We start from the raw sequence: 20,665 nt of genomic DNA, 5'->3' as shown, positions 1-20,665 counted from the left end.
GCCGGCCGGTGTGGAGGTACTCAATTGGCGTCTCCGGCAATGACCTGCAGCACCGAGGTATCGTCAAGCTCGCCGCGCGCATATTCGCCGCAAGCCTTGCGGTCGCGCATCACCACGATGCGGTCGCTGCAACGCAGTACCTCGGGCAACTCGGACGAGATAAACAGGATAGACATGCCCTTGCGACACAACTTGCTCACATAGCTCATGATTTCCTGCTTGGCGCGCACATCGATGCCGCGCGTGGGCTCGTCGAGAATCAGCATTTTCGGATTGGTCACCAGCCAGCGCGCCAGCAGGGCTTTCTGCTGGTTGCCGCCGGACAGGCTGCCGATCGGTGTTTCGATGCTGGCCGTCTTGATGCCCAGCGCCTTCACGTATTCATCGGCCAGCGCCTGCTGGCGCTTGAACGGAATGGCGCGCAGCAAACCGGTGCGTGCCTGCAGTGCCAGGATGATGTTCTCGCGCACCGACAGCGACAAAATGGCGCCCTCGTGCTTGCGGTCTTCCGAGCAGAAACCGATATCGGCGGCAATCGCATCGCGCGGCACGGCAAAGGTTCGCGCCTTGTCCTGCATGCGGATGCTGCCGGTATCGGCCTTGTCGGCGCCAAACAGCAGGCGCGCCAGTTCGGTGCGGCCCGAGCCCAGCAAGCCGGCCAGGCCCAGCAGTTCGCCTTCGCGAATATGAAAGTCGGTCGGCGTCAGTGCGCCCTTGCGGCCCAGCCCTTGTGCTTCGAGCAGGTTCGGCCCGAAGGTGACGGCGCCGGCGTCGTGCACCAGGTCGTCGGCCAGCGCTTCGGTGTCCGCTGCCACGCCGATCATCTTGTTGACCAAAGCCAGGCGCGACAGTTCGCTGCACGCATACTCGCCTTCGCGCTCACCGTTGCGCATCACCGTGATGCGGTCGGAGATGGCATAGGTCTGGTCGAGAAAGTGGGTCACGAACAGAATCGCCATGCCCTGCTCGCGCAGGCGGCGCAGCACCGAGAACAGCAGGTTGACTTCGGCTTCATCCAGGCTGGAAGTCGGTTCATCGAGGATCAGCACGCGCGCCGAAATATTGAGCGCGCGCGAAATGGCCACCATCTGCTGGATCGCCAGCGGATAGCTGGACAACTGCGCAGTGACATCGATATCGATCTGCAACTGCTGCAGCAAGGCCTGCGCCTGGCGCTGCATGCTGCGCCAGTCAATCGCGCCGAAGCGGCGCGGATAGCGTCCGATAAAGATGTTTTCCGCCACCGACAGGTTCGGGCACAGGTTCACTTCCTGGTACACCGTGCTGATGCCCAGCGACTGCGCGTCGGAGGTGGAGGTGGGCGCGATGGGCTTGCCATCGAGCATTATCTGACCGCTGTCGGGCGTATAGACGCCCGTCAGCACCTTGATCAGCGTCGACTTCCCGGCGCCGTTCTGGCCCATCAGCGTGTGGACTTCACCCGGATACAGGTTCAGTCCCACATTGCTGAGGGCTTTCACGCCAGGAAACGACTTGCTGATGCCGCGCAACTCCAGCAAGGGAGCTGGCGCGGCAGTGTGATTCACTTGCGTAGTCATCGACAAATTTAGTACTTACGGTTCGGGAATTCCTTGGCGGCGACTTCGGCCGGGAACACGCCTTCTTCCGTCGTGATGCGCTTAGGCACCGGTTTGCCAGCCACCACGTCACGCGCGATCGACATCAGTTGCGGGCCCAGCAGCGGGCTGCACTCGACGGTCACGTTCAGCTTGCCAGCGATCATCGCTTCAAACGCACCTTTGACGCCATCGATCGAGATAATGATGATGTCCTTGCCCGGTTTCATGCCCGCTTCTTCGATCGCCTGGATCGCGCCGATGGCCATGTCGTCGTTATGGGCGTACAGCACGTTGATTTTCTTGCCTTCGGCCTTCAGGAACGCTTCCATGACTTCCTTGCCCTTGGCACGGGTAAAGTCGCCGGTTTGCGAACGGATGATCTTCAGCTTCGGATTCTTGCCGATGACTTCCTGGAAGCCTTCCTTGCGGTCGATGGCAGGTGCCGAACCGACGGTGCCTTGCAGCTCGACGATATTGAGCGGGGTGTCCGGGTTTTTCTTGGCGTATTCCATCAGCCACTGGCCAGCGCGACGGCCTTCTTCGACGAAGTCCGAACCGATAAAGGTCACGTACAGCGACTTGTCGGTCACGTTGACAGCGCGGTCGGTCAGGATCACGGGAATCTTGGCAGCTTTTGCTTCGCGCAGCACGGTATCCCAGCCCGATTCAACCACCGGCGAAAAAGCGATCACATCGACTTTTTGCGCGATGAACGAACGGATGGCCTTGACCTGGTTTTCCTGCTTTTGCTGCGCATCGGCAAACTTCAGCGTGACGCCGTCCTTCTTGGCGGCATCCTTGATGGACACGGTATTGGCAGTACGCCATTCGCTTTCAGCGCCCACTTGCGAGAAACCCATGACCAGCGGTTTGGCAGCAAAAGCGGAAGTGGTAGCCGACAGGGCCAGCATCATGGCGCTGGCGAGAATGGTGCGACGTGTCAATTTCATGGTGATCTCCTTGGTTTTTCCTTCACCGCAGGATGCGGCGACGGGTGTTTTTATGAGCCCATGGTAGGAGAAAGCAAAAGTGCCATCCAATCAATTCTTTTTCGCTAGTGATACCGATTTGCGTATCGCTGCTTTTTCCAACTGCAGCATATCGCTGCGACTGTTGTGCCAACACAAGAAAACTCTGTCTGCACGCTCGTACACTGGCCTCTCCGATCACCAGGAGCATTGATGCCCTATCCTAAAATTCCCTATGTAATTGCCAGCGAAAGAGCGCTGCTGCTATGCGAGCGACCACCGGGAAACCTGGCCACGGTGCCAATTCGCCGCGAACTGCCCGGCAATATCATCGTGATTCACGGCGTCAACGATGTCGGCACCAGTTTTGCGGCAGTGGAGCAAGGCATGTGTCAGGGACTCAATGCACGCATGTATGCCGGTGCCAGGATTCTGCGCCCGGCCAGCTATCGGCTGCCAGACACTGGCGACAAAAGCAAACTTGAAACTGATCCTGACGCCGTTTTCTTCAAGCGCAAGTTGGACGAAGAAACGAACAGTCCGGTCATTCCTTTTTACTGGGGCTACCGCGAACGCAGCAAGGCCAGCAAAATGGTCAATGGCCAGACTACGGACCGTTACGGCAACCGGCTCGACAAGGACATGGCCAAGAACGGTGGCCCGTTCGGCAACGCGACCAATACCCTGCCAGACATGTGGAACCGCGGCCTGTTCTCTCCGCTGGACCAGGGTGGCGATCCGGTGCGGCCCCTGATGACGGCGCCGGGCCGCATGTATATGGTGCTGGCGGCGCAACGCCTTGCCGCGCTGATTGCCATGATCCGCGACTACGACAAAAACGATGCAGTGTCGATTGTCGCTCACAGCCAGGGCTGCCTGATTTCACTATTGGCCCAGGCCTTTCTGTTCGACGCGGGCCAGCGCCCGGCCGACACGCTGATTCTCACGCATCCGCCTTACAGCCTGGTAGAGGATACCAGCATGTTTTTTGGTGCGGTGGAATCAAGCAGCATCTTTGGCGGCGGCAAGGACGCGGTGATGAACAATCAGTATTACCAGATACACGCACGCCAGACCCTGCACGCGCGCCTGCAGACACTGGCGCAGATCGTGCAATGCGTGGTCAGCAAGAAACACGGTGTGCCAGCCTTTGCGCGCATCACCGACGACACCATCTGCCACGGTATGGCGGGCAATAGCTGGAAGGCGGAGCAGGACCGCGATAACCGCGGCAAAGTCTATCTGTATTTCTGCCCGGAAGACATGACTGTGGCATTGGGCAATATGCAGGGCATAGGCTGGCAGGGCATACCGGATTTTATCGGCGGGCATGCGTTATCGGCTACCGAAAAAGAAAAGAGTCTGGGCATATTCGAGCAAATCCCTGTCCAATGGAAGTCCATTTTCCAGCGACGCCAGCCGTTGCAGGACATCGGCGCCGGTTTCTTCCAGCGCGTATTCACCAACAAGCAACGTATCGATCCGGCCAGCGGCAAGGCTGGCCCAGTACTGGTCGGCCAGGCCCCGCACAACTACGCACTGCGGCTGGAGGATGAAGACGACCACGCCCACGCCGCCGGTGCCAATCGCAGCCACCGCAGCAGGCATGAAGAGGCGCCGTGGCCACCGGTCAAGCATTCCAGATGGAATATCTTTTCAACTGAAGAGCGCCGTCGCAAAGGCTTGCGCCGCATCACTGGCGAAGCCTTGCCCAAGCCAGTTGCCGCCGTGCTCGATGGCGGACAAATCGATGCGCCGCAGTTTCCTGCCTCCTCCAGCCAGGCCAGGCTACCCAAGGATCAGCAAGGGCCATGCGAAGATGTCGATCCCATCGATGCTGCGATTGCCATTTCCAGCATGGCCGGATTGCGCCTGCGCCCGCGCGAGATCATTAACGATCCACGCTCGCCACAAGAGCGCAAGCCCTCGTTCGGATTCGGTGCGATCAATCCCGGTTCGCATTACGGGCCCTTCAGTCTCGATGCGCGCGAACAAGTGGAACAGGCCCTCAACCGCGGCAAGTCGCCCGATGACTGGCGCAAGCTCAAGCTGGTCAAGCGATGCCCCGACTGCGCCGAGGCCCTGTTTATCGATGCCTACGAATCCCCGAACGAAGCGCGGCTGCGCTGGCAGCATGAAATCAGCCCCAAATCGTTTCATGGCGCCATTATCGGCAATGCAGACAACCACCGTAACGTCACTGCATATGACGTGGCCATCGGCGGTGGCAAGGCATCGAGCGATCCCAGGTTTTACCGATATTTATGTGCGGTGGCGGACTGGCGCTTGCAGGAGAACAAACTGGCGCCAGAGCGGCCCTCGGTACTGAAATGGGAAAAATTCCTTGCGCAATTTGGCGTCTATTGGGCTGCAGAACCGTTGGAGCGAAAACAAATAATCCAGGGTAATGCCCGTTATTACAGTTCCGGCGTACTGCCAGGCTGCGTGCCTGGACTGCGTACTGGCCTGCCGTCCACTGTCGTATGTGAAACAAGCAATGGCATACGAACTAACTCGGTGGTAGTTCCGAAAACGCATCGTCCAAGTGACGACATCCCGCTGTAAACACGATCTAACCCATTCATTCCAAGAACGGAGCATGTAATGAGCGGCAAGATATGGCAGCACCTGCACTGGCTTTTACTGATTCCTCCAATTATTGCGGCCATCTTAGTCGGATGCCGCTGGTTGGGTGCACAGAAAGCGGTGCTGCAGACGAGCGTCGGGCAACCAGAAGGTACAAATCACAAGACACAGCGAGAATATGTTCTGGAGGTAATTGGCATGGGCGTGACCCTGGATCAATATCGCCAGGGGAAACTATGGGACGCGCTTCAAAAAGGTAACGCGTATACAAGTATTCGCGAAGAGGACAAGGAGAAATATCCATGGGATGAAATGGAGCGCTCAGGCATTTCCGGCGGACGCGGTGGGGATACGTTGGAAAATGGTGCCTCGCAGACACCCATGTATTTCGCTGTGCCCGTATTTGATGCCGAACCGCCAGTCTTCAATTCCCGCATGACAGACAAGCCTGAGGCTCCACTCATGGGCCTGGCAGGCGGTGCAGCCTCCTCCGGATTGCACTGGCATCTCTTTATCATAGGTCAGCGACGATTCAGTGAGCACCCTGATCGCGTTCTGGAAGATGTGTTTGCTTTTTTTGATGCACATCCAGATGTGCCCTACGTAGTCCTCAATTCGGAAGACAGCATGTCAACCCGCGATCTATATCGTCCCGACCAGACCCCGCCGCTAGTCAGGAATGGCCACTACATTCCAGAAATACCTGACGCATCCGCATTATTCATACTGGCACGCCGCGAGCGCATTGATGCGGTACGTAAATTTGCCTATGACGACGCCCCACCGGAAGACAGCGTTGACGATCTTAACAACTATGGGGTCGCGCGACGCCTATTTCTAGCCTATGACGAACTGACTCGCCAGCTCCCTCGACCGGATATGGATTCTCCGGTAGGCCGTCCACCACTGGTAAAAGAATGGCTTCCATTTGCTGCCCAATTTGCCCAACGCCCCGATATTCGCGGCACCGGCAGCTTCAGCATTTTCGACAAACTCAATCCCAAGACCTACTTTCCACCCAAAGACTGGCAGCCCACGCCATGGTTTCCCTTGCCGTTCAACAAGGAGCAACTGGCGCAACTCGACCGCCTGCCGACACTGGGCTTTATCCACCGTCCCACTTTTGTTCGCTTCAGCGATGAACAGGGCGCGCCCTTGACGCGTCGCGACCAGCGCGAGCATGCCTTACAGGCGGGCTGGCAGCAGGCGCTGGACAAGCTGCCCGAGGCGCTGCGCCCGGCTGCACCGGCGCGCCTGGTCGCAGCCACAGGCAACAACACACAACAACTGATCGCGTTGCACAAGACGATGACACAGCATGCGCAAGCTGGCGGTCCTGAACTCGACAGCAACAATCCGGCGCAATGGATCGATACCGACCGCCGCCTGGGCAACACCGGCGCCGCCACGCTATTCGTACAAATGGGTATCGGCGTCATGGGCAGCTATCGCGATGGCGGTGTCAGCGCGGTCATCAACCTGCGCAACGAACAGGAGGCATCGATCGTCTTGATCAGTCCACCATCAGACCAACAGCGCAAGACGCAAAAACATCCGCAGGGCGGCGACGTGTTTGCCCACTGCGGCAGGCCAGTCATCGATCTGGCTAATTATCCTGAAAACTGAGCCTGCGCGCCTGCTCAAACCCACCCGGCATCAACAATAAACTCCTGCGACGAGCACATGGCGCCATCGTCGGACGCCAGAAACAGCACCATGGCCGAGATATCCTGCGGCATCAGCTTGGCTGGCAGGCACTGGCTTTTCTTGATTTCCTGCTCGGCGGCATCATCGACCCACAAGTCGATCTGGCGCTGTGTCATCACCCAGCCTGGGGTGACGGTATTGACGCGGATATGGTGTGCGCCATAGTCGCGCGCCAGGCCGCGCGTGAGGCCCACCACGGCGGCCTTGGTGGTGGCGTAGACCGGATAGCCGCCCGCCTTCATGTGCCACGAGATGGAGCTGACGTTGATGATGGAGCCGCCGCCACGGCGCTTCATGCCTTCGAGTACGGCCTGGCAGGTAAAGAACATTGGACGCTGGTTGATCGCGATGCGCTCGTTCCAGTAGTCGACGGTCACGTCTTCGGCCTGGTGGCGCTGGTCGTTGGCGGCGTTGTTGACCAGCACGTCAAAGTCGCCCAGCTCGGCTGCCAGCTCGGCCATCACCGTCTGCAGCGCGGCGATATCGGTAATGTCGCAGTAGCGAAACAGCGGCGCCGGCAAGCCGTCTGCCTGCAGGCGCTGGCATAGCGCCTCGCTCGCTTCGCGCGCGATATCGACAAACGCCACCAGCGCGCCTTGCGCCGCAAATTCTTCCACCAGCGACTCGCCTATGCCGGTGCCGCCACCCGTAATAAAGACGCGCTTGCCCTCCAGGCTTGCATAACGCGCCAGCTGTTTGACTGTTTTTTCCATCGTGTTCTCCTGTTTTCCAACGCGCAAGCGCGAAAAAAAGCTGCGCGGCGCGGTCGACCGACCACGGCGCACAGCTTTCTAAAAAATGAGTTGGCTGCTGGCGGCTTATTCCTTGCCGAGCACGCCATCCTTGCGACGCCAGATGCCCAGCGGGTTGCCGTCACGGATCGATTCCGGCAGCAGGTCCTGCAGCAGGTTCTGGTACGACACCGGGCGCAGGAAGCGGTTGATCGCGGCCGTGCCGACCGACGTGCTGCGGCCGTCCGAGGTTGCAGGGAACGGGCCGCCATGCACCATCGCGGTCGATACTTCCACGCCGGTCGGGAAACCGTTGGCCAGAATGCGGCCGACGCGGCGCTCCAGTGCCGGCAGCAGGCGGCGCGCATCGTCCAGGTCGCCCTGGTCCATTTGCAGCGTGGCCGTCAGCTGGCCTTCCAGGCTTTCGGTAATGGCCACCAACTGGTCGATATCGCGGCAGGCAACCAGCAGCGAGACCGGGCCGAAGACTTCGTCGCGCAGGTCGTGGCGGGCCAGGAAGGCGTCGCCCGAGGTCACGAACAGGGCGGCGGCGCCCTTGCCTTCTTCACCGGTGTTTTGCACCAGCGATTTCACGTCAGCATGTTCTGCCAGTGCAGCAACGCCCTTGGTGTAGCTGGTGGCGATGCCGGCGGTCAGCATGGTGCCTGCCGGGGTTGGCGCCAGCGCTTCGGCAGCAGCCGCGGCAAAGGCGGTAAATTCAGGTCCTTCCAGGCCCAGCACCAGGCCAGGATTGGTGCAGAACTGGCCCACGCCCATGGTCAGCGAACCGGCAAAGCCGGCAGCAATGGCGGCGCCACGCGCGGCCAGCGCTTGTGGCAGCACGAACACCGGATTGATGCTGCTCATCTCGGCGTAGACAGGAATCGGTTGTGGACGGTTGGCTGCAACCTTCATCAGGGCGATGCCGCCGACACGCGAGCCGGTAAAGCCCACGGCCTGGATGGCCGGGTGCGCCACCAGTTGCTGGCCCAGGTCGTTGCCGATGCCGGTCAGCAGCGAGAACACGCCTGCTGGCAGCTTGCAGATTTCAACCGCCTTGACGATGGCGCGCGCCACCAGCTCCGAAGTACCAGGATGGGCCGGATGGGCTTTCAGGACCACCGGGCAGCCGGCTGCCAGTGCCGAGGCGGTATCGCCACCGGCAACCGAAAAGGCCAGCGGGAAGTTGCTGGCGCCAAACACGGCGACCGGACCCAGGCCGATCATGCGCAGGCGCAGATCAGGGCGTGGCGGGGTGCGGTCCGGCAGGGCCGTATCGAGGCGGGCGTCGGTCCACGAACCTTCGCGCAGCAGGCCGGCGAACAGTTTCAGCTGACCCACGGTACGGCCGCGTTCGCCTTCCAGACGCACGCGCGGCAGGCCGCTTTCGGTCATGGCGCGCACGATCAATTCGTCGCCCAGGGCCAGGATTTGTTCGGCGATGGTGTCGAGGAAGTCGGCACGCGCGTTGTCGCTGATGGAACGGTATGGATCGAATGCAGCTTCGGCCAGGCGGCAGGCTTCATCGATCTGGGCTTCGTCGACGGTCTGGAACGACGGCGCGATATGGGCGCGCGCAGCAGGGTCCCAGGCTTCGAAGGTAGCGCCGCTACCTTTGACGGCGGCGCCGCCGATCAGTGCTTCGCCCGTAATATTGAAACTCATAGTGTGCTCACTTTCGCAAATTCGGTAGGATAGACTTCGAGGCGGTTTGACAAGGCAGGGCCAAAGGCCGACGCTTCGATTTCAAAGGTTTCACCCGGTGCCACGCTTACGCCATCGGCAAAGCTCAAGGTCGCCGTGCCGAAGAAGTGTACATGCACATCGCCCGCGCGTTTGAACAGCGGGTATTTGAAGTGATGATGTTCCAGGTTGGCAATGGTGTGCGACATATTGGTTTCACCGCTGACGAATGCTTTCTCCCAACGGACTTTGCCATCGGTATCGAGTACGCGCGAGGCGCCATCGATATGTTCCGGCAGCTCGCCCACCAGCAAGGCCGGGCCGATGCTGCAGGCACGCAGCTTGGAGTGCGCCAGGTACAGATAGTTCTGGCGTTCGGTCACGTGGTCGGAAAATTCATTGCCGATGGCGTAGCCGACGCGGTAAGGCTGGCCATCGTCGCCGATCACATACAGGCCGGCAATTTCCGGCTCCTCGCCGCCGTCGAGCGCAAAGTCGGGCATGCCCAGCGGCTGGCCGCTGGCGCGCACGATCGAGCCGTCGCCTTTGTAGAACCATTCTGGCTGGGCGCCGGCGGTGCCATTGGCAGGCTTGCCGCCTTCCACGCCCAGGCGGAACATTTTCATCGAATCGCTCAAGGATTCGGCATCGCCGCCGATTTTCTTGTGCATGGCGTCACGTGCGCCGGCGCTACCCAGGTGGGTCAGGCCGGTGCCGGTGACGTAGCAGTGCGCTTCGTCGCTATGGTCGAGCGGTGGCAGCACGCGCCCGGCTGCGGCCACGGTTGCATACGAATGGGTTGCGCTACCGACGTTGGCGTTGACCAGCTCGGCGATGCCGACCTTCTTGGCAATCGCTTCACGCGCCAGCGCGTAGGTGGTGCTGTAGCCGTCGATGACGCGGATCACGTCGTCTTGCAGCAGGCCGACCAGGCGGCCTGCGTTTTCATCCTTGAATTGAATCAGCAGCATGTCAGTTTCTCTCGCTTGGGTTTGCTTAGTGTGAATGACGTGGCACGGCAGAGCCGCGTGGGCCGACCAGGAAGTCGAAGTCGCAGCCTTCATCGGCCTGCAGCACGTGTTCGATATACAGCTGCTGGTAGCCGGTCTTCGGACCTGGCGCACTGCCGCGTACGCGCACGGCCTGGCGGGCCGCCATTTCTTCGTCGGTAATATCGAGGTTCAACAGGCCACCGGCGCAGTCGAGCGTGATCCAGTCGCCGTCCTGCACGATGCCCAGCGGGCCACCGGCCATCGCTTCAGGCGCCACGTGCAGCACCACGGTACCGTAGGCGGTACCGCTCATGCGGGCGTCCGAAATGCGCACCATGTCTTTCACGCCGGCTGCCAGCAGTTTGGGCGGCAGGCCCATGTTGCCCACTTCGGCCATGCCGGGATAGCCTTTCGGCCCGCAGTTTTTCATGACCAGCACCGAATCCTTGTCGACCACCAGGTCCGGATCCATGATGCGCGACTTGTAGTGTTCGAAGTCTTCAAACACCACGGCCTGGCCGCGATGCTGCATCAGTTCAGGCGTGGCGGCCGATGGTTTCAGGACCGCACCGCGTGGCGCCAGGTTGCCGCGCAGAATGCAGATGCCGCCGTCTTTGAGCAGTGGCTTGTCGAGCGGACGCACTACTTCGTCGTCGTAGATCGGCGCGTCCTTGCAGTTTTCCCACAGCGACTTGCCGTTGACGGTCAGCGCGTCCGGGTTGGGCAGCAAGTTGCCGTCACCCATGCGGCGGATCACGGCCGGCAGGCCGCCAGCGTAATAGAATTCTTCCATCAGGAAACGGCCCGAAGGCAGCAGGTCGACAATGGTCGGCATGCCACGGCCCACGCGGGTCCAGTCTTCCAGTTCCAGGTCCACGCCGATACGCCCGGCAATGGCTTTCAGGTGAATCACGGCATTGGTCGAACCACCGATGGCGGCGTTGACGCGAATGGCGTTTTCAAAGTTTTCCTTGGTCAGGATTTTCGACAGTTTCAGGTCTTCCTTGACCATTTCCACGATACGGATGCCCGACATATGCGCCAGCACATAGCGGCGTGCGTCGACCGCTGGAATGGCCGCATTGTGCGGCAAGGAAGTGCCCAGCGATTCGGCCATGCAGGCCATGGTCGAGGCCGTGCCCATGGTGTTGCAGGTACCGGCCGAGCGCGAGTGGCCCGCTTCGGCAGCCAGGAACTCGTGCATGGAAATTTCGCCGCCCTTGACCTGCTCGTGCAGTTGCCATACGGCCGTGCCCGAGCCGATATTCTTGCCGTTCAGTTTGCCGTTCAGCATCGGACCGCCGGTCACGACGATGGTCGGAATATCGACCGATGCCGCGCCCATCAGCAATGCCGGGGTAGTCTTGTCGCAGCCGACCAGCAGGACCACGCCGTCCATCGGATTGCCGCGGATCGATTCTTCCACGTCCATCGCTGCCAGGTTACGCGTGAGCATGGCCGTTGGGCGCAGATTCGATTCGCCATTCGAGAAAACCGGGAATTCGACCGGGAAGCCGCCGGCCTCCAGGATACCGCGCTTGACGTGTTCGGCCAGCTTGCGGAAGTGGGCGTTGCAAGGGGTCAGTTCCGACCAGGTGTTGCAAATGCCGATGATGGGCTTACCCTGGAATTCATGATCAGGAATGCCCTGATTTTTCATCCAGCTGCGGTACATGAAACCGTTTTTATCCTGGGAACCGAACCACTCTGCCGAGCGCAACGTTACGTTTTTCTTTGGGTCATTCTTTGTATCGGACATGCCATTCTCCTGTGTGTGCCATGCCGTATCTCACCGATCGGCCCGGGCAGCGAATGTTCGGATACTAAAGAATCAGGCCATGCCTTTCCAATCAATTTTTAAAGTGAGTTGATATCGAATTGGGTATCAGATCAGAGGGCCCAAGCCCTCCGGGTCTGACCCCAGCCTTCAAGCTGTCGGGTGAAAGAAGCGCTGTGCCTACGCCGCCAAAAACCGATACACCGTCGTCGTCTGATACACCTGCCCCGGCCGCAGCACGCTGTCAGGGAAATGCGCATGGTTGGGCGAGTCCGGAAAATGCTGGGTTTCCAGACACAGCGCACTGCGATAATCATGCGCGCGCCCCTTGCCGGCCACGCTGCCATCGAGGAAATTGCCCGAATAAAACTGCACGCCCGGCTCCCGCGTGAACACCTCCATCACCCGCCCCGACACCGGTTCGCGCACAATAGCCGCCAGCGACAAGGTGCCATCTGCCTCTTTATTGAGCACAAAATTGTGATCATAGCCCCGACCGATACCAATTTGTGCATGGCTCGAGGTGATACCGGCACCAACCGGCGTCGCGCGGCGCAGATCGAACGGCGTGCCGGCCACATCAGCCAGTTCACCGGTCGGTATCGAGCCCGCATCGACCGGCGTATAGCGGTCGGCATTGATCATCAGCTCATGCGACCCAATATCGCCCTGCCCGGCCAGATTGAAATAGCTGTGATTGGTCAGATTGACCGGCGTGGCCTGGTCCGTCACCGCATGATAGCGCAGGCTCAGCGCATTGTCGTTATCGAGCTCATACACCACCGTCACATCGAGCTTGCCCGGATAGCCATCTTCCCCGTCCGGACTGCTGCGGCGAAACGTCACGCCCACCGCATCGGCCTTTTCAAACGGCTCAGCCTGCCACATCACCTGATGAAACCCCTGTTCGCCGCCATGCAGGTGATTGACGCCATTGTTGACGGCCAGTTGATAGCTCTTGCCATCCAGGGTAAAGCGCCCTTCTGCAATCCGGTTGCCAAAGCGCCCGATCAATGCTCCCAAGAAAGCTTTGTTCGTCAGATAAGGCTCGATGGTGTCAAAACCCAGCACCACATCAGCCAGCACCCCATCGCGGTCCGGTACATGAACTTCACTGATAATGGCGCCAAAATCGATGATCTTGACTTGCAAGCCGTTGACGTTGGTCAAGGTAAAAGCGGTGACAGGTGTACCGTCGGGCAGCGCGCCAAACGGTGCTGCGTTAATCGAAATAACAGGGGCGGTCATGAACAGGCGGTCTCCATCTCAGTGTTTTTATCGAGTCGATCAGGGCTGCGACGCAATCACGCCATGCAGGACGCTCGCAGCCCCGTTCTATCTTAGATGGTCGATGCCTATGGCTCCAATGATATTTTGCTGCCAGGAGATATCGCTTTCGGTATGAGCGACACGGCAAGGTTGCTTGCAGCCGCTCAGGCGCCTCGCAGTTGCAGGGCGGACAAGCGCGGCATGGTAGACGAGTGCGAGCGTCCCGCCACCGGCGCCTGTTTCACGTTATCAAGTTCGAAAACGCTGACCACCGCATCGAGTCCCTGCGCCCGTTCATTCAAGGAATCGGCAGCGGCGCTGGCCTCTTCCACCAGCGCCATGTTCTCCTGGGTCAGGCCATCCATTTGCACGATCGCTGCACGGATCTGCTCGAGGCCGATTGCCTGCTCCTGGCTGGCATTGGTAATTTCGCTCATGATGCCGGTAACGCGATGTACGCTTTCGACAATGTCCTGCATGGTCGTGCCGGTCTGGCCGACCAGACGCGCACCGCTATCGACTTTTTGCACCGAGTCCTCGATCAAAGTCTTGATTTCCTGTGCCGCTGCTGCCGAGCGCTGGGCCAGGTTGCGAACCTCCGTCGCCACCACGGCAAAGCCCCGGCCCTGTTCGCCGGCGCGCGCAGCTTCCACCGCTGCATTGAGCGCCAGAATATTGGTTTGGAATGCAATGCCGTCGATAACGCTGATAATGTCCGCGATCTTGGTGGACGAGGCACTGATCGATCCCATGGTATCGACCACCTGCGCCACCAGCTTGCCGCCCTTGAGCGCGACTTCAGAGGCCGACAGCGCCAGGGTGTTGGCCTGGCGCGCACTGTCGGCGTTCTGCTTGACGGTGGCGGTCATCTCTTCCATCGACGACGATGTTTCTTCCAGCGACGCGGCCTGCTCCGCCGAGCGTTGCGACAGGTCCTGGTTGCCGGCAGCAATCTGCGCCGAAGCGCTGGCCATATTGCTGGTACTGCCGCGCACTTCGGACACAATGCCGGCCAGGCTGCCCTTCATCGTGTCGAGTGCCGTCAGCAGGACACCGATTTCGTTCGTGCTGTGGCTGCCGGCGCTGCCGCGCAGATCGCCTGCGGCAACGCGCTCGGCAATCACCATGGCCTCTTGCAGCGGATCGGCAATGGCCCTGATCAGCAGGTAGCCGACCGCCAGCGCCAGCATCGCGCCCAGGATCAGAACGGCAATCGTACTGTAGCGCATGGTCTGGAGGCTGTCGCGCACCAGCTCGGCGTTGGCGGCAGCGCGTTCGTCGCTGATTTTTTTCAGCGCGTTCAATGCCACATCGCCAACGCGGTAGGTCGGATTGATTTTCTTGATCAGGACCAATTCAGCGTTATCCCAGTCGCCGTTCTTGATGAAGGCAACGGCAGCAGCAATGTGCGCCAGCCCCAGGCCATCGCTGTCGCGGAACCAGTCCTGCGCCAGCTTTTTCTGCTCAGCATTATCGATACTATCGATATAACGCTGCCAGCGCTCCTTGATGCGCTGGCTGGACGCATCGATGATGCCCCAATGCACGCTCAGTTCATGGTCATGCAATTTGGCCCATTCAAATTCGGTATTGTGTTGCAATGCCTGCAAGATCTGGCTGCGGTTGGTTTCCATGTCGAGCCGGATCGCGTTGCGCTCGCCCGATCTGGCCTGATCGGCCAATGTCACGTCGTTGACCAGCGCAACAGAACGATTGGCAGCATAGATGCCATAGCCGCCGATGAGCACAATAACAGCCGTCAACGCACCTAGCGCGGCAATCACCAGATGTTTAATTTTAAGATTGGACAGCATGAGTGCCTCGTAAAAATTCATGTGAATAGGTTAATTAGAGTTGCACTATAGCACCAAAAATCAAATTCATCATTTCAATTGAATTTATCATTTTTCGCGTTTTTCTGCAATACCAGCCCTATTCCGCGCGTGGAACGGCATGGCTCTGCTGAAGTTCGGCGGTTCATCGTCAAATCAAATGTTTTCGGGAGCGGTCAGGCGGGGCAGGTTGGTATCCAAACAACACCCCTTTGTGCGAGCGCGAGGAGCGTGATTGCAGCAGATTTGGCACACCAGGCGCGCCATGGCAAAGCGAAACAGGCAAAAATGCAGCAGCAAATGCACAGCAATGCCATCGCCAGGTCGTTGATTTCAAGGGGAATTGTGGTGCGGCTGGCGGGGATCGAACCCACGACCCTTGGCTTCGGAGGCCAATACTCTATCCACTGAGCTACAGCCGCATGAGGGGGGAATTTCAGAAGTGAGGCGAAGGATACCGTTTTTCTTTACCTGCGTCTACGGAAACTGTCGTATCGCCGGCAAATGCATGCCACTGCCTATTTTTTGTGCCTATAATCGTGAGTTACATCAAGGTTTATATCCAGGCATGTAAAAATGCCAAGACACAGCCAACGGTTTCGAATCTGGACTAAGGACATCATGAGCGACGCACATAACGAACAACAATCAGCGATCAAAACGCCTAAGCAACTGGCCATGGCCGTCATCGGTTTTTTCCTGGTGACGGTCATCGGCATTATCCTGCTGGTGCAATTCGTCACGACCCAGAAACTGACAGGCGCCGGGTCGGACAGCCAGACCGATGACGCCATTGCCGCTCGCTTAAGTCCTGTAGCAGACCAGGGCTTTACCTTCAAGGATGCCAGCGGTCCGAAAGTGCTGCAGAGCGGCGAAGCCATCTATACCTCTACCTGCGTGGCCTGCCATGGCGCTAGCGTGGCCGGTGCGCCGAAGTTCGGCGATGCAGGCGCCTGGTCGGCGCGCCTGGCGCAAGGCTATGAGACGGTCGTGAAACATGCGATCGAAGGCCTGCGCGCGATGCCGGCCAAGGGCGGCAATCCCGATCTTGATGATGTGGAAGTGGCGCGCGCCGTGGTGTATATCGCCAATGCGTCGGGTGGCAAGTTCAAGGAGCCGGAAGCACCGGCTGCAGCAGCGCCTGCCGATGGCGCCGCACCGGCCGCCGAAGCTGCCTCGGCACCTGCAGCAGCGCCAGCCAAATAAGCCTGGCCAGTAAAGAAAAAACCACCAGCGCACTGGTGGTTTTTTTTCGTCCCTGCTTCCGCGCTACAGCTTGAAGGCCGAGACGATCTGTTCCAGCCTGCCCGCCTGTTCCTGCATCGAGTGCGCAGCGGCGGCAGCCTGTTCCACCAGCGCCGCGTTTTGCTGGGTAGCGTCATCAAGCTGCGCGATGGCCTGGTTGACCTGGCCGATGCCGATGTCCTGCTCCTGGCTGGCCAGCATGATTTCACCGAGAATGGCAGCGACCTTGTCGGTGCCGGCAACGATCTCGCTCATGGTGGAACCGGCCTGGGTAACGAGCTTGCTGCCAGCATCGACGTTGTGCACCGACTCGGCAATCAGCGCGCCGATTTCCTTGGCCGCTGCAGCCGAGCGTTGCGCCAGGCTGCGTACTTCCGAGGCGACTACGGCAAAACCCCTGCCCTGCTCACCGGCGCGCGCCGCCTCCACTGCCGCGTTCAGCGCCAGGATATTGGTCTGGAACGCGATGCCGTCGATGACGCTGATAATATCGACGATCTTCTTCGATGAGGCTTCGATTGCGCCCATCGTCTGCACCACTTGCGTTACCACGGCGCCGCCCTGGGCGGCAACCTTGGACGCGTCGAGTGCCAGCCGATTGGCCTGGGTGCCGCTGCTGACGTTCTGCTTGACGGTGCTGGTCAGCTGCTCCATCGAAGAGGCGGTCTCTTCGAGCGCGCTGGCCTGGCTTTCGGTGCGGCTCGACAGGTCCTGGTTACCGCTGGCAATCTCGCGTGAAGCGAGCGCGATCGAACCGGTGCTGCGGCCAATTTCACCGATCATCGTCTGCAGGCGCCCGATAAAGCTGTTGAAGCTGGTGGCAACGGCATCGAACTCGCTGCCGCCACCGGCTGGCAGGCGACGGCTCAGGTCGGCGTCACCGGCCGACAGGGCGTCGATATTGTCCTTCAGCGCAGACAAGCGGCCCATGAAGAGGCGAATGCCGCCGATGCACATCACAAACAGCAAGATGGCAACCGGGATCTGCACTGCGCCCAGCTTGCCCAGAATGCGCCGGCTTTGCTGCGTGAGCGAACTGGTCGGTAGGGAAGTGGCTAGCAGCCACGGGCTGCCGGGAATGGCCGTGACCAGCATGGTGCGCGCTTCGCCGTTGCTGTCGTAGTCCGATTCCAGGGTGGCCTGCTTGTTCAGCTCCGGCAGGAGGCGCGCCAATTCGGCTGCCATCGGCGAAGAACTGGCCAGATCTGCCACTTTTTTCAGCACGATATCGCTCTTGATATAAGTCGTGTTGCTGACGATCTTGCCGTCGCGTTCAATGATCATGATCTGGCCGTTGAGCTTTTGCTCCATGTCGGCCACCAGGCGGTTGAAAAAGCCCAGCGTCACGTCGATGGTCGACACGCCGAACAGCTGGTCGCCCTTGTAGATCGGCATGGCGCAGTTGGTGCGTGGCTGCGGGCTGGCGTCGTCCTGGTAGGCGTTGGCCCAGGTGCAATGGCCACGCGGCGACTTCAGTCCACCGAGAAACCAGCTCTGCTCGAAGTACTTCAGCGATTCCGGCGAATTCCAGTGCGTGTTGAAAACCAGCTTGTTGGCGCCATCGCGCGCCACGAAGGTGGAGAACTTTTCGCGGCCCTGCTCACGCTGGTTGGGCAATGGCCAGATGCCGCCGCCAAACACGTTGGGATCGGAATTCTGATCTACCAGGCCGGGCAGCAGCACGTCGATGGTGGCGCTGTCCATCAAGGGCACGCTCTGGGTAATGCTGCGTGACTGCGCCTCGACCTGGCGCAGCTGCTCGCCGATGCGCGTGGCAATGGCGTTGACGCTGGAGGCAACCACCAGCGATTCGGTGCGCTTGAGGTCAGGGGTGACAAAAAAATGAATCACTGCCAGGGTCAGTCCCAGCAACAGCAGGAAAATCAGGCTGAATAAGGCGATGAAGCGTGCCTGGCTGGTACGGAACAGATTGTTCAAGATGGGCCCCTTGAGCGAATGAACATGGATGCCAGCGCCACCCGATGCGGCGCCATGCTGGTGCGAGATATATTCTTTCCAATAAGCAAAGTCAATCTGCGAAAGATCAATCTTTTCAAACTTGCATCTCTGGTTTGGTGCGCCCGCACAATGAAAAAGCCGCCCGGCTGGTGTCAGCGGGGCGGCTTCAATTGCAACAGTTTTACAACAGCGGTCTTACCACATGATCACGCGGTCTTTTGGTGGCAGGTACAGCTTGTCGCCCGGTTTGACGCCAAACGCGTCATAGAAACCTGGCTGGTTGCGCACGGTGCCGTTGGCGCGGAACTGGCCTGGCGAGTGCGGGTCGGTTTTCAGCAGGACCAGTTGCTGTGCTTCACGCATTTTCATGCGCCATACCTGAGCAAAGCCGGCGTAGAAACGCTGTTCGCCGGTCAAGCCGTCGATCACTGGCGCTTTCTTGCCGTTCAGCGACAGCTTGTATGCCTTGTAGGCAATTGCCAGGCCCGAGTTGTCGGCAATGTTTTCACCGAGGGTCAGTTCGCCATTGACATGGTGGCCGGGCACCGGGCTGAAGCTGTTGTACTGCGCCACCAGCTGCTTGGTCTTGGCGGCGAAGTTCTTGTGGTCGGACTTGCTCCACCAATCGCGCAGATTGCCGTCGCCATCGTATTGCGCGCCCTGGTCGTCGAAGCCATGGCTGATTTCATGGCCGATCACGGCGCCGATGGCGCCATAGTTGACGGCGTCGTCCGCCTTGGCGTCAAAGAACGGGGCTTGCAGGATCGATGCCGGGAAGACGATTTCGTTCATTTCCGGGTTGTAATAGGCGTTGACAGTCTGCGGCGTCATGCCCCATTCGTCGCGGTCGATCGGCTGGCCCAGCTTGTTCAGTTCGCGGTTGTACGACACCAGATGCGAGCGCTGGATATTGCCGATCAGGTCGTCTTTCGAGACCGTCAGCGCCGAGTAGTCGCGCCATTTGTTCGGGTAGCCGATCTTGGTGGTGAATTTGGCCAGCTTGATCTGTGCCTGTTTCTTGGTCGCCGGGCTCATCCAGTCGAGCTTGTCGATGCTTTGCTTGTAGGCTTTCATCAGGTTGCCGACCAGCTCTTCCATGCGCACCTTGCGGTCGGCCGGGAAGTATTGCTCCACATACAGCTGGCCCACGGCTTCGCCCAGCGCGCCTTCCACCGCGCTCACGCCACGCTTCCAGCGCGGACGCATTTCCGTTACACCCGTCAGGGTGGTGCCATAGAAAGCAAAGTTCTCGTCGACAAACGCTTTCGACAGATAGCTGGCGTTGGCGTGCAGCAGATGCCACTGGAAGTAGGCTTTCCAGGTCTCGAGCGGGGTCTTGTTGGCGATCTCGGCAAAGCCTTTCAGATAGCTGGGCTGGCTAACGATCACATAGCTGACCTTGCCGGCGATGCCGGTGTCTTTCAGGTAGGTGGCCCAGTCATAGCCTGGTGCGACTTCCGCCAGCTTGCCCAGTTCAACCTTGTTGTAGGTCTTGATCGGGTCGCGGTTCTGTACATTGCTCCACTGCGCCTTGGCGATCTCGGTTTCCAGCGCCAGGATGGCCTTGGCGTTGGCGGCGGCGTTCTTGTCGCCGGCCAGGCTCAGCATTTTTTCCACGTGGGCCAGGTATTTGGCGCGGGTGTCGGCCTTGCCTTCTTCCAGGTAATAGTCGCGGTCAGGCAGGCCCAGGCCACTCTGGCCGATGTCGGCAACGTACTTGGTGGAATCTTTGGCGTCCTGGTGGATGCCGAAATCATATGGCGAGGTCACGCCCAGCTTGCTGAAGTGGGCGATGACGGAAGGCAGTTCTTTCTTGTCCTGCAGCGCGGCAATCTTGGCCAGTTCGGCGTTCAAAGGGGTCAAGCCCAGGCTTTCCAGACGGGCTTCATCCATGAAGCTGGTGTAGAAGTCGCCGATTTTTTGCGTGTTCGAGCCCGCTGCCGCGTTCTTGTCGGCCGCTGCGCCTTCGATAATGGCGCGCAACTGGGTTTGCGTATCGTCAGCCAGCTTGGCAAAGCTGCCCCAGCTCGATTTGTCGGCCGGGATCACGGTTTCGCTCAGCCACTTGCCGTTCAGGTGCTGAAACAGGTCGTCCTGGGCGCGTACGGCAGGGTCGATATATTGCACTTCCACCCCCGATACCAGGCCAGCCGGCGCAGCAGCGGCGGCCACCGGCTTTTTCGCGTCAGCCGCGCCAGCCATGCCGGATACGCCAGCGAGCAGGCTCAGGGTCAATGCACTTAACAGATAACGATTCACGGTAATCCTTTATATTGTGTGGAATATAAGGGTCAGAACGCCCTAGGCTTCTGGCCCGGTTTTTGACTGTAGCACAC

General features: G+C 59.7%; 13 protein-coding genes and 1 tRNA gene. 3 read left to right on the top strand and 11 right to left on the bottom strand.

Annotated features, from left to right (window positions below; all coding sequences use genetic code 11):
* Nucleotides 1-20: 20 nt before the first annotated feature.
* Nucleotides 21-1,547, bottom strand: a complete 1,527-nt coding sequence (locus tag GCM43_RS20165; protein ID WP_226929583.1) for a sugar ABC transporter ATP-binding protein — start codon at nt 1,545-1,547, stop codon at nt 21-23.
* 20 nt (nt 1,548-1,567) lie between these two features.
* On the bottom strand, nt 1,568-2,530 hold the full coding sequence (locus tag GCM43_RS20160; RefSeq protein WP_152247635.1) for an ABC transporter substrate-binding protein: 963 nt from the start codon (nt 2,528-2,530) through the stop codon (nt 1,568-1,570).
* 231 nt (nt 2,531-2,761) lie between these two features.
* Here GCM43_RS20160 and GCM43_RS20155 point away from each other — a divergent pair, with 231 nt between their 5' ends.
* Together GCM43_RS20155 and GCM43_RS20150 are read left to right on the top strand one after the other, a co-directional pair.
* Nucleotides 2,762-5,113 carry a T6SS effector phospholipase Tle3 domain-containing protein gene (locus GCM43_RS20155; RefSeq protein WP_152247633.1) on the top strand — a complete coding sequence of 784 codons (2,352 nt, stop codon included), beginning with the start codon at nt 2,762-2,764 and terminating at the stop codon, nt 5,111-5,113.
* 39 nt (nt 5,114-5,152) lie between these two features.
* The gene (locus GCM43_RS20150) at nt 5,153-6,760 is read left to right on the top strand and encodes a type VI lipase adapter Tla3 domain-containing protein (protein WP_152247631.1); all 1,608 of its coding nucleotides are present in this window, start codon (nt 5,153-5,155) and stop codon (nt 6,758-6,760) included.
* Nucleotides 6,761-6,774: 14 nt separating this feature from the next.
* Here GCM43_RS20150 and GCM43_RS20145 read toward each other — a convergent pair whose 3' ends face one another.
* The 7 genes from GCM43_RS20145 to GCM43_RS20115 form a co-directional block, all read right to left on the bottom strand.
* Nucleotides 6,775-7,554, bottom strand: coding sequence for an SDR family NAD(P)-dependent oxidoreductase (locus tag GCM43_RS20145; protein WP_152247629.1), 780 nt, complete (start codon nt 7,552-7,554; stop codon nt 6,775-6,777).
* Nucleotides 7,555-7,659: 105 nt separating this feature from the next.
* Nucleotides 7,660-9,237, bottom strand: coding sequence for an aldehyde dehydrogenase (NADP(+)) (locus GCM43_RS20140; RefSeq protein ID WP_152247627.1), 1,578 nt, complete (start codon nt 9,235-9,237; stop codon nt 7,660-7,662).
* Nucleotides 9,234-10,226 (bottom strand): AraD1 family protein, encoded by a 993-nt coding sequence (gene araD1 / locus GCM43_RS20135; RefSeq protein ID WP_152247625.1) that lies wholly within the window; start codon nt 10,224-10,226, stop codon nt 9,234-9,236. The genes GCM43_RS20140 and araD1 overlap by 4 nt, the downstream gene beginning before the upstream one ends.
* A gap of 25 nt (nt 10,227-10,251) precedes the next feature.
* Nucleotides 10,252-12,006 (bottom strand): IlvD/Edd family dehydratase, encoded by a 1,755-nt coding sequence (locus tag GCM43_RS20130; protein ID WP_152247623.1) that lies wholly within the window; start codon nt 12,004-12,006, stop codon nt 10,252-10,254.
* Nucleotides 12,007-12,204: 198 nt separating this feature from the next.
* Complete coding sequence (locus GCM43_RS20125; RefSeq protein ID WP_152247621.1) at nt 12,205-13,272, bottom strand: aldose epimerase family protein; 1,068 nt, start codon at nt 13,270-13,272, stop codon at nt 12,205-12,207.
* 185 nt (nt 13,273-13,457) lie between these two features.
* Entirely contained in the window at nt 13,458-15,107 is a 1,650-nt protein-coding gene (locus GCM43_RS26515; protein WP_152247619.1) for a methyl-accepting chemotaxis protein, read from the bottom strand.
* Nucleotides 15,108-15,471: 364 nt separating this feature from the next.
* Nucleotides 15,472-15,547 (bottom strand) — tRNA-Arg (locus GCM43_RS20115).
* A gap of 199 nt (nt 15,548-15,746) precedes the next feature.
* On the opposite strand from GCM43_RS20115, the gene GCM43_RS20110 reads away from it, so the two are divergent.
* On the top strand, nt 15,747-16,331 hold the full coding sequence (locus GCM43_RS20110) for a c-type cytochrome (RefSeq protein WP_152247617.1): 585 nt from the start codon (nt 15,747-15,749) through the stop codon (nt 16,329-16,331).
* Nucleotides 16,332-16,394: 63 nt separating this feature from the next.
* Here GCM43_RS20110 and GCM43_RS20105 read toward each other — a convergent pair whose 3' ends face one another.
* Together GCM43_RS20105 and GCM43_RS20100 are read right to left on the bottom strand one after the other, a co-directional pair.
* Entirely contained in the window at nt 16,395-18,299 is a 1,905-nt protein-coding gene (locus GCM43_RS20105) for a methyl-accepting chemotaxis protein (RefSeq protein WP_152247809.1), read from the bottom strand.
* A 225-nt stretch (nt 18,300-18,524) separates the two neighbouring features.
* Nucleotides 18,525-20,588 (bottom strand): M13 family metallopeptidase, encoded by a 2,064-nt coding sequence (locus GCM43_RS20100; RefSeq protein ID WP_152247615.1) that lies wholly within the window; start codon nt 20,586-20,588, stop codon nt 18,525-18,527.
* Nucleotides 20,589-20,665: the final 77 nt, after the last annotated feature.

The sequence above is a fragment of the Janthinobacterium aquaticum genome (genome assembly GCF_009208565.1).
Lineage (GTDB): Bacteria > Pseudomonadota > Gammaproteobacteria > Burkholderiales > Burkholderiaceae_D > Janthinobacterium.
This window is presented reverse-complemented; position numbering and strand designations above follow the sequence as displayed.

What these genes read in the sequence shown, in the direction of transcription:
- GCM43_RS20160 (WP_152247635.1), bottom strand. Translation starts at nt 2,530, where the DNA reads ATGAAATTGACACGTCGCACCATTCTCGCCAGCGCCATGATGCTGGCC.
- GCM43_RS20155 (WP_152247633.1), top strand. Translation starts at nt 2,762, where the DNA reads ATGCCCTATCCTAAAATTCCCTATGTAATTGCCAGCGAAAGAGCGCTG.
- GCM43_RS20150 (WP_152247631.1), top strand. Translation starts at nt 5,153, where the DNA reads ATGAGCGGCAAGATATGGCAGCACCTGCACTGGCTTTTACTGATTCCT.
- GCM43_RS20145 (WP_152247629.1), bottom strand. Translation starts at nt 7,554, where the DNA reads ATGGAAAAAACAGTCAAACAGCTGGCGCGTTATGCAAGCCTGGAGGGC.
- GCM43_RS20140 (WP_152247627.1), bottom strand. Translation starts at nt 9,237, where the DNA reads ATGAGTTTCAATATTACGGGCGAAGCACTGATCGGCGGCGCCGCCGTC.
- araD1 (WP_152247625.1), bottom strand. Translation starts at nt 10,226, where the DNA reads ATGCTGCTGATTCAATTCAAGGATGAAAACGCAGGCCGCCTGGTCGGC.
- GCM43_RS20130 (WP_152247623.1), bottom strand. Translation starts at nt 12,006, where the DNA reads ATGTCCGATACAAAGAATGACCCAAAGAAAAACGTAACGTTGCGCTCG.
- GCM43_RS20125 (WP_152247621.1), bottom strand. Translation starts at nt 13,272, where the DNA reads ATGACCGCCCCTGTTATTTCGATTAACGCAGCACCGTTTGGCGCGCTG.
- GCM43_RS26515 (WP_152247619.1), bottom strand. Translation starts at nt 15,107, where the DNA reads ATGCTGTCCAATCTTAAAATTAAACATCTGGTGATTGCCGCGCTAGGT.
- GCM43_RS20110 (WP_152247617.1), top strand. Translation starts at nt 15,747, where the DNA reads ATGAGCGACGCACATAACGAACAACAATCAGCGATCAAAACGCCTAAG.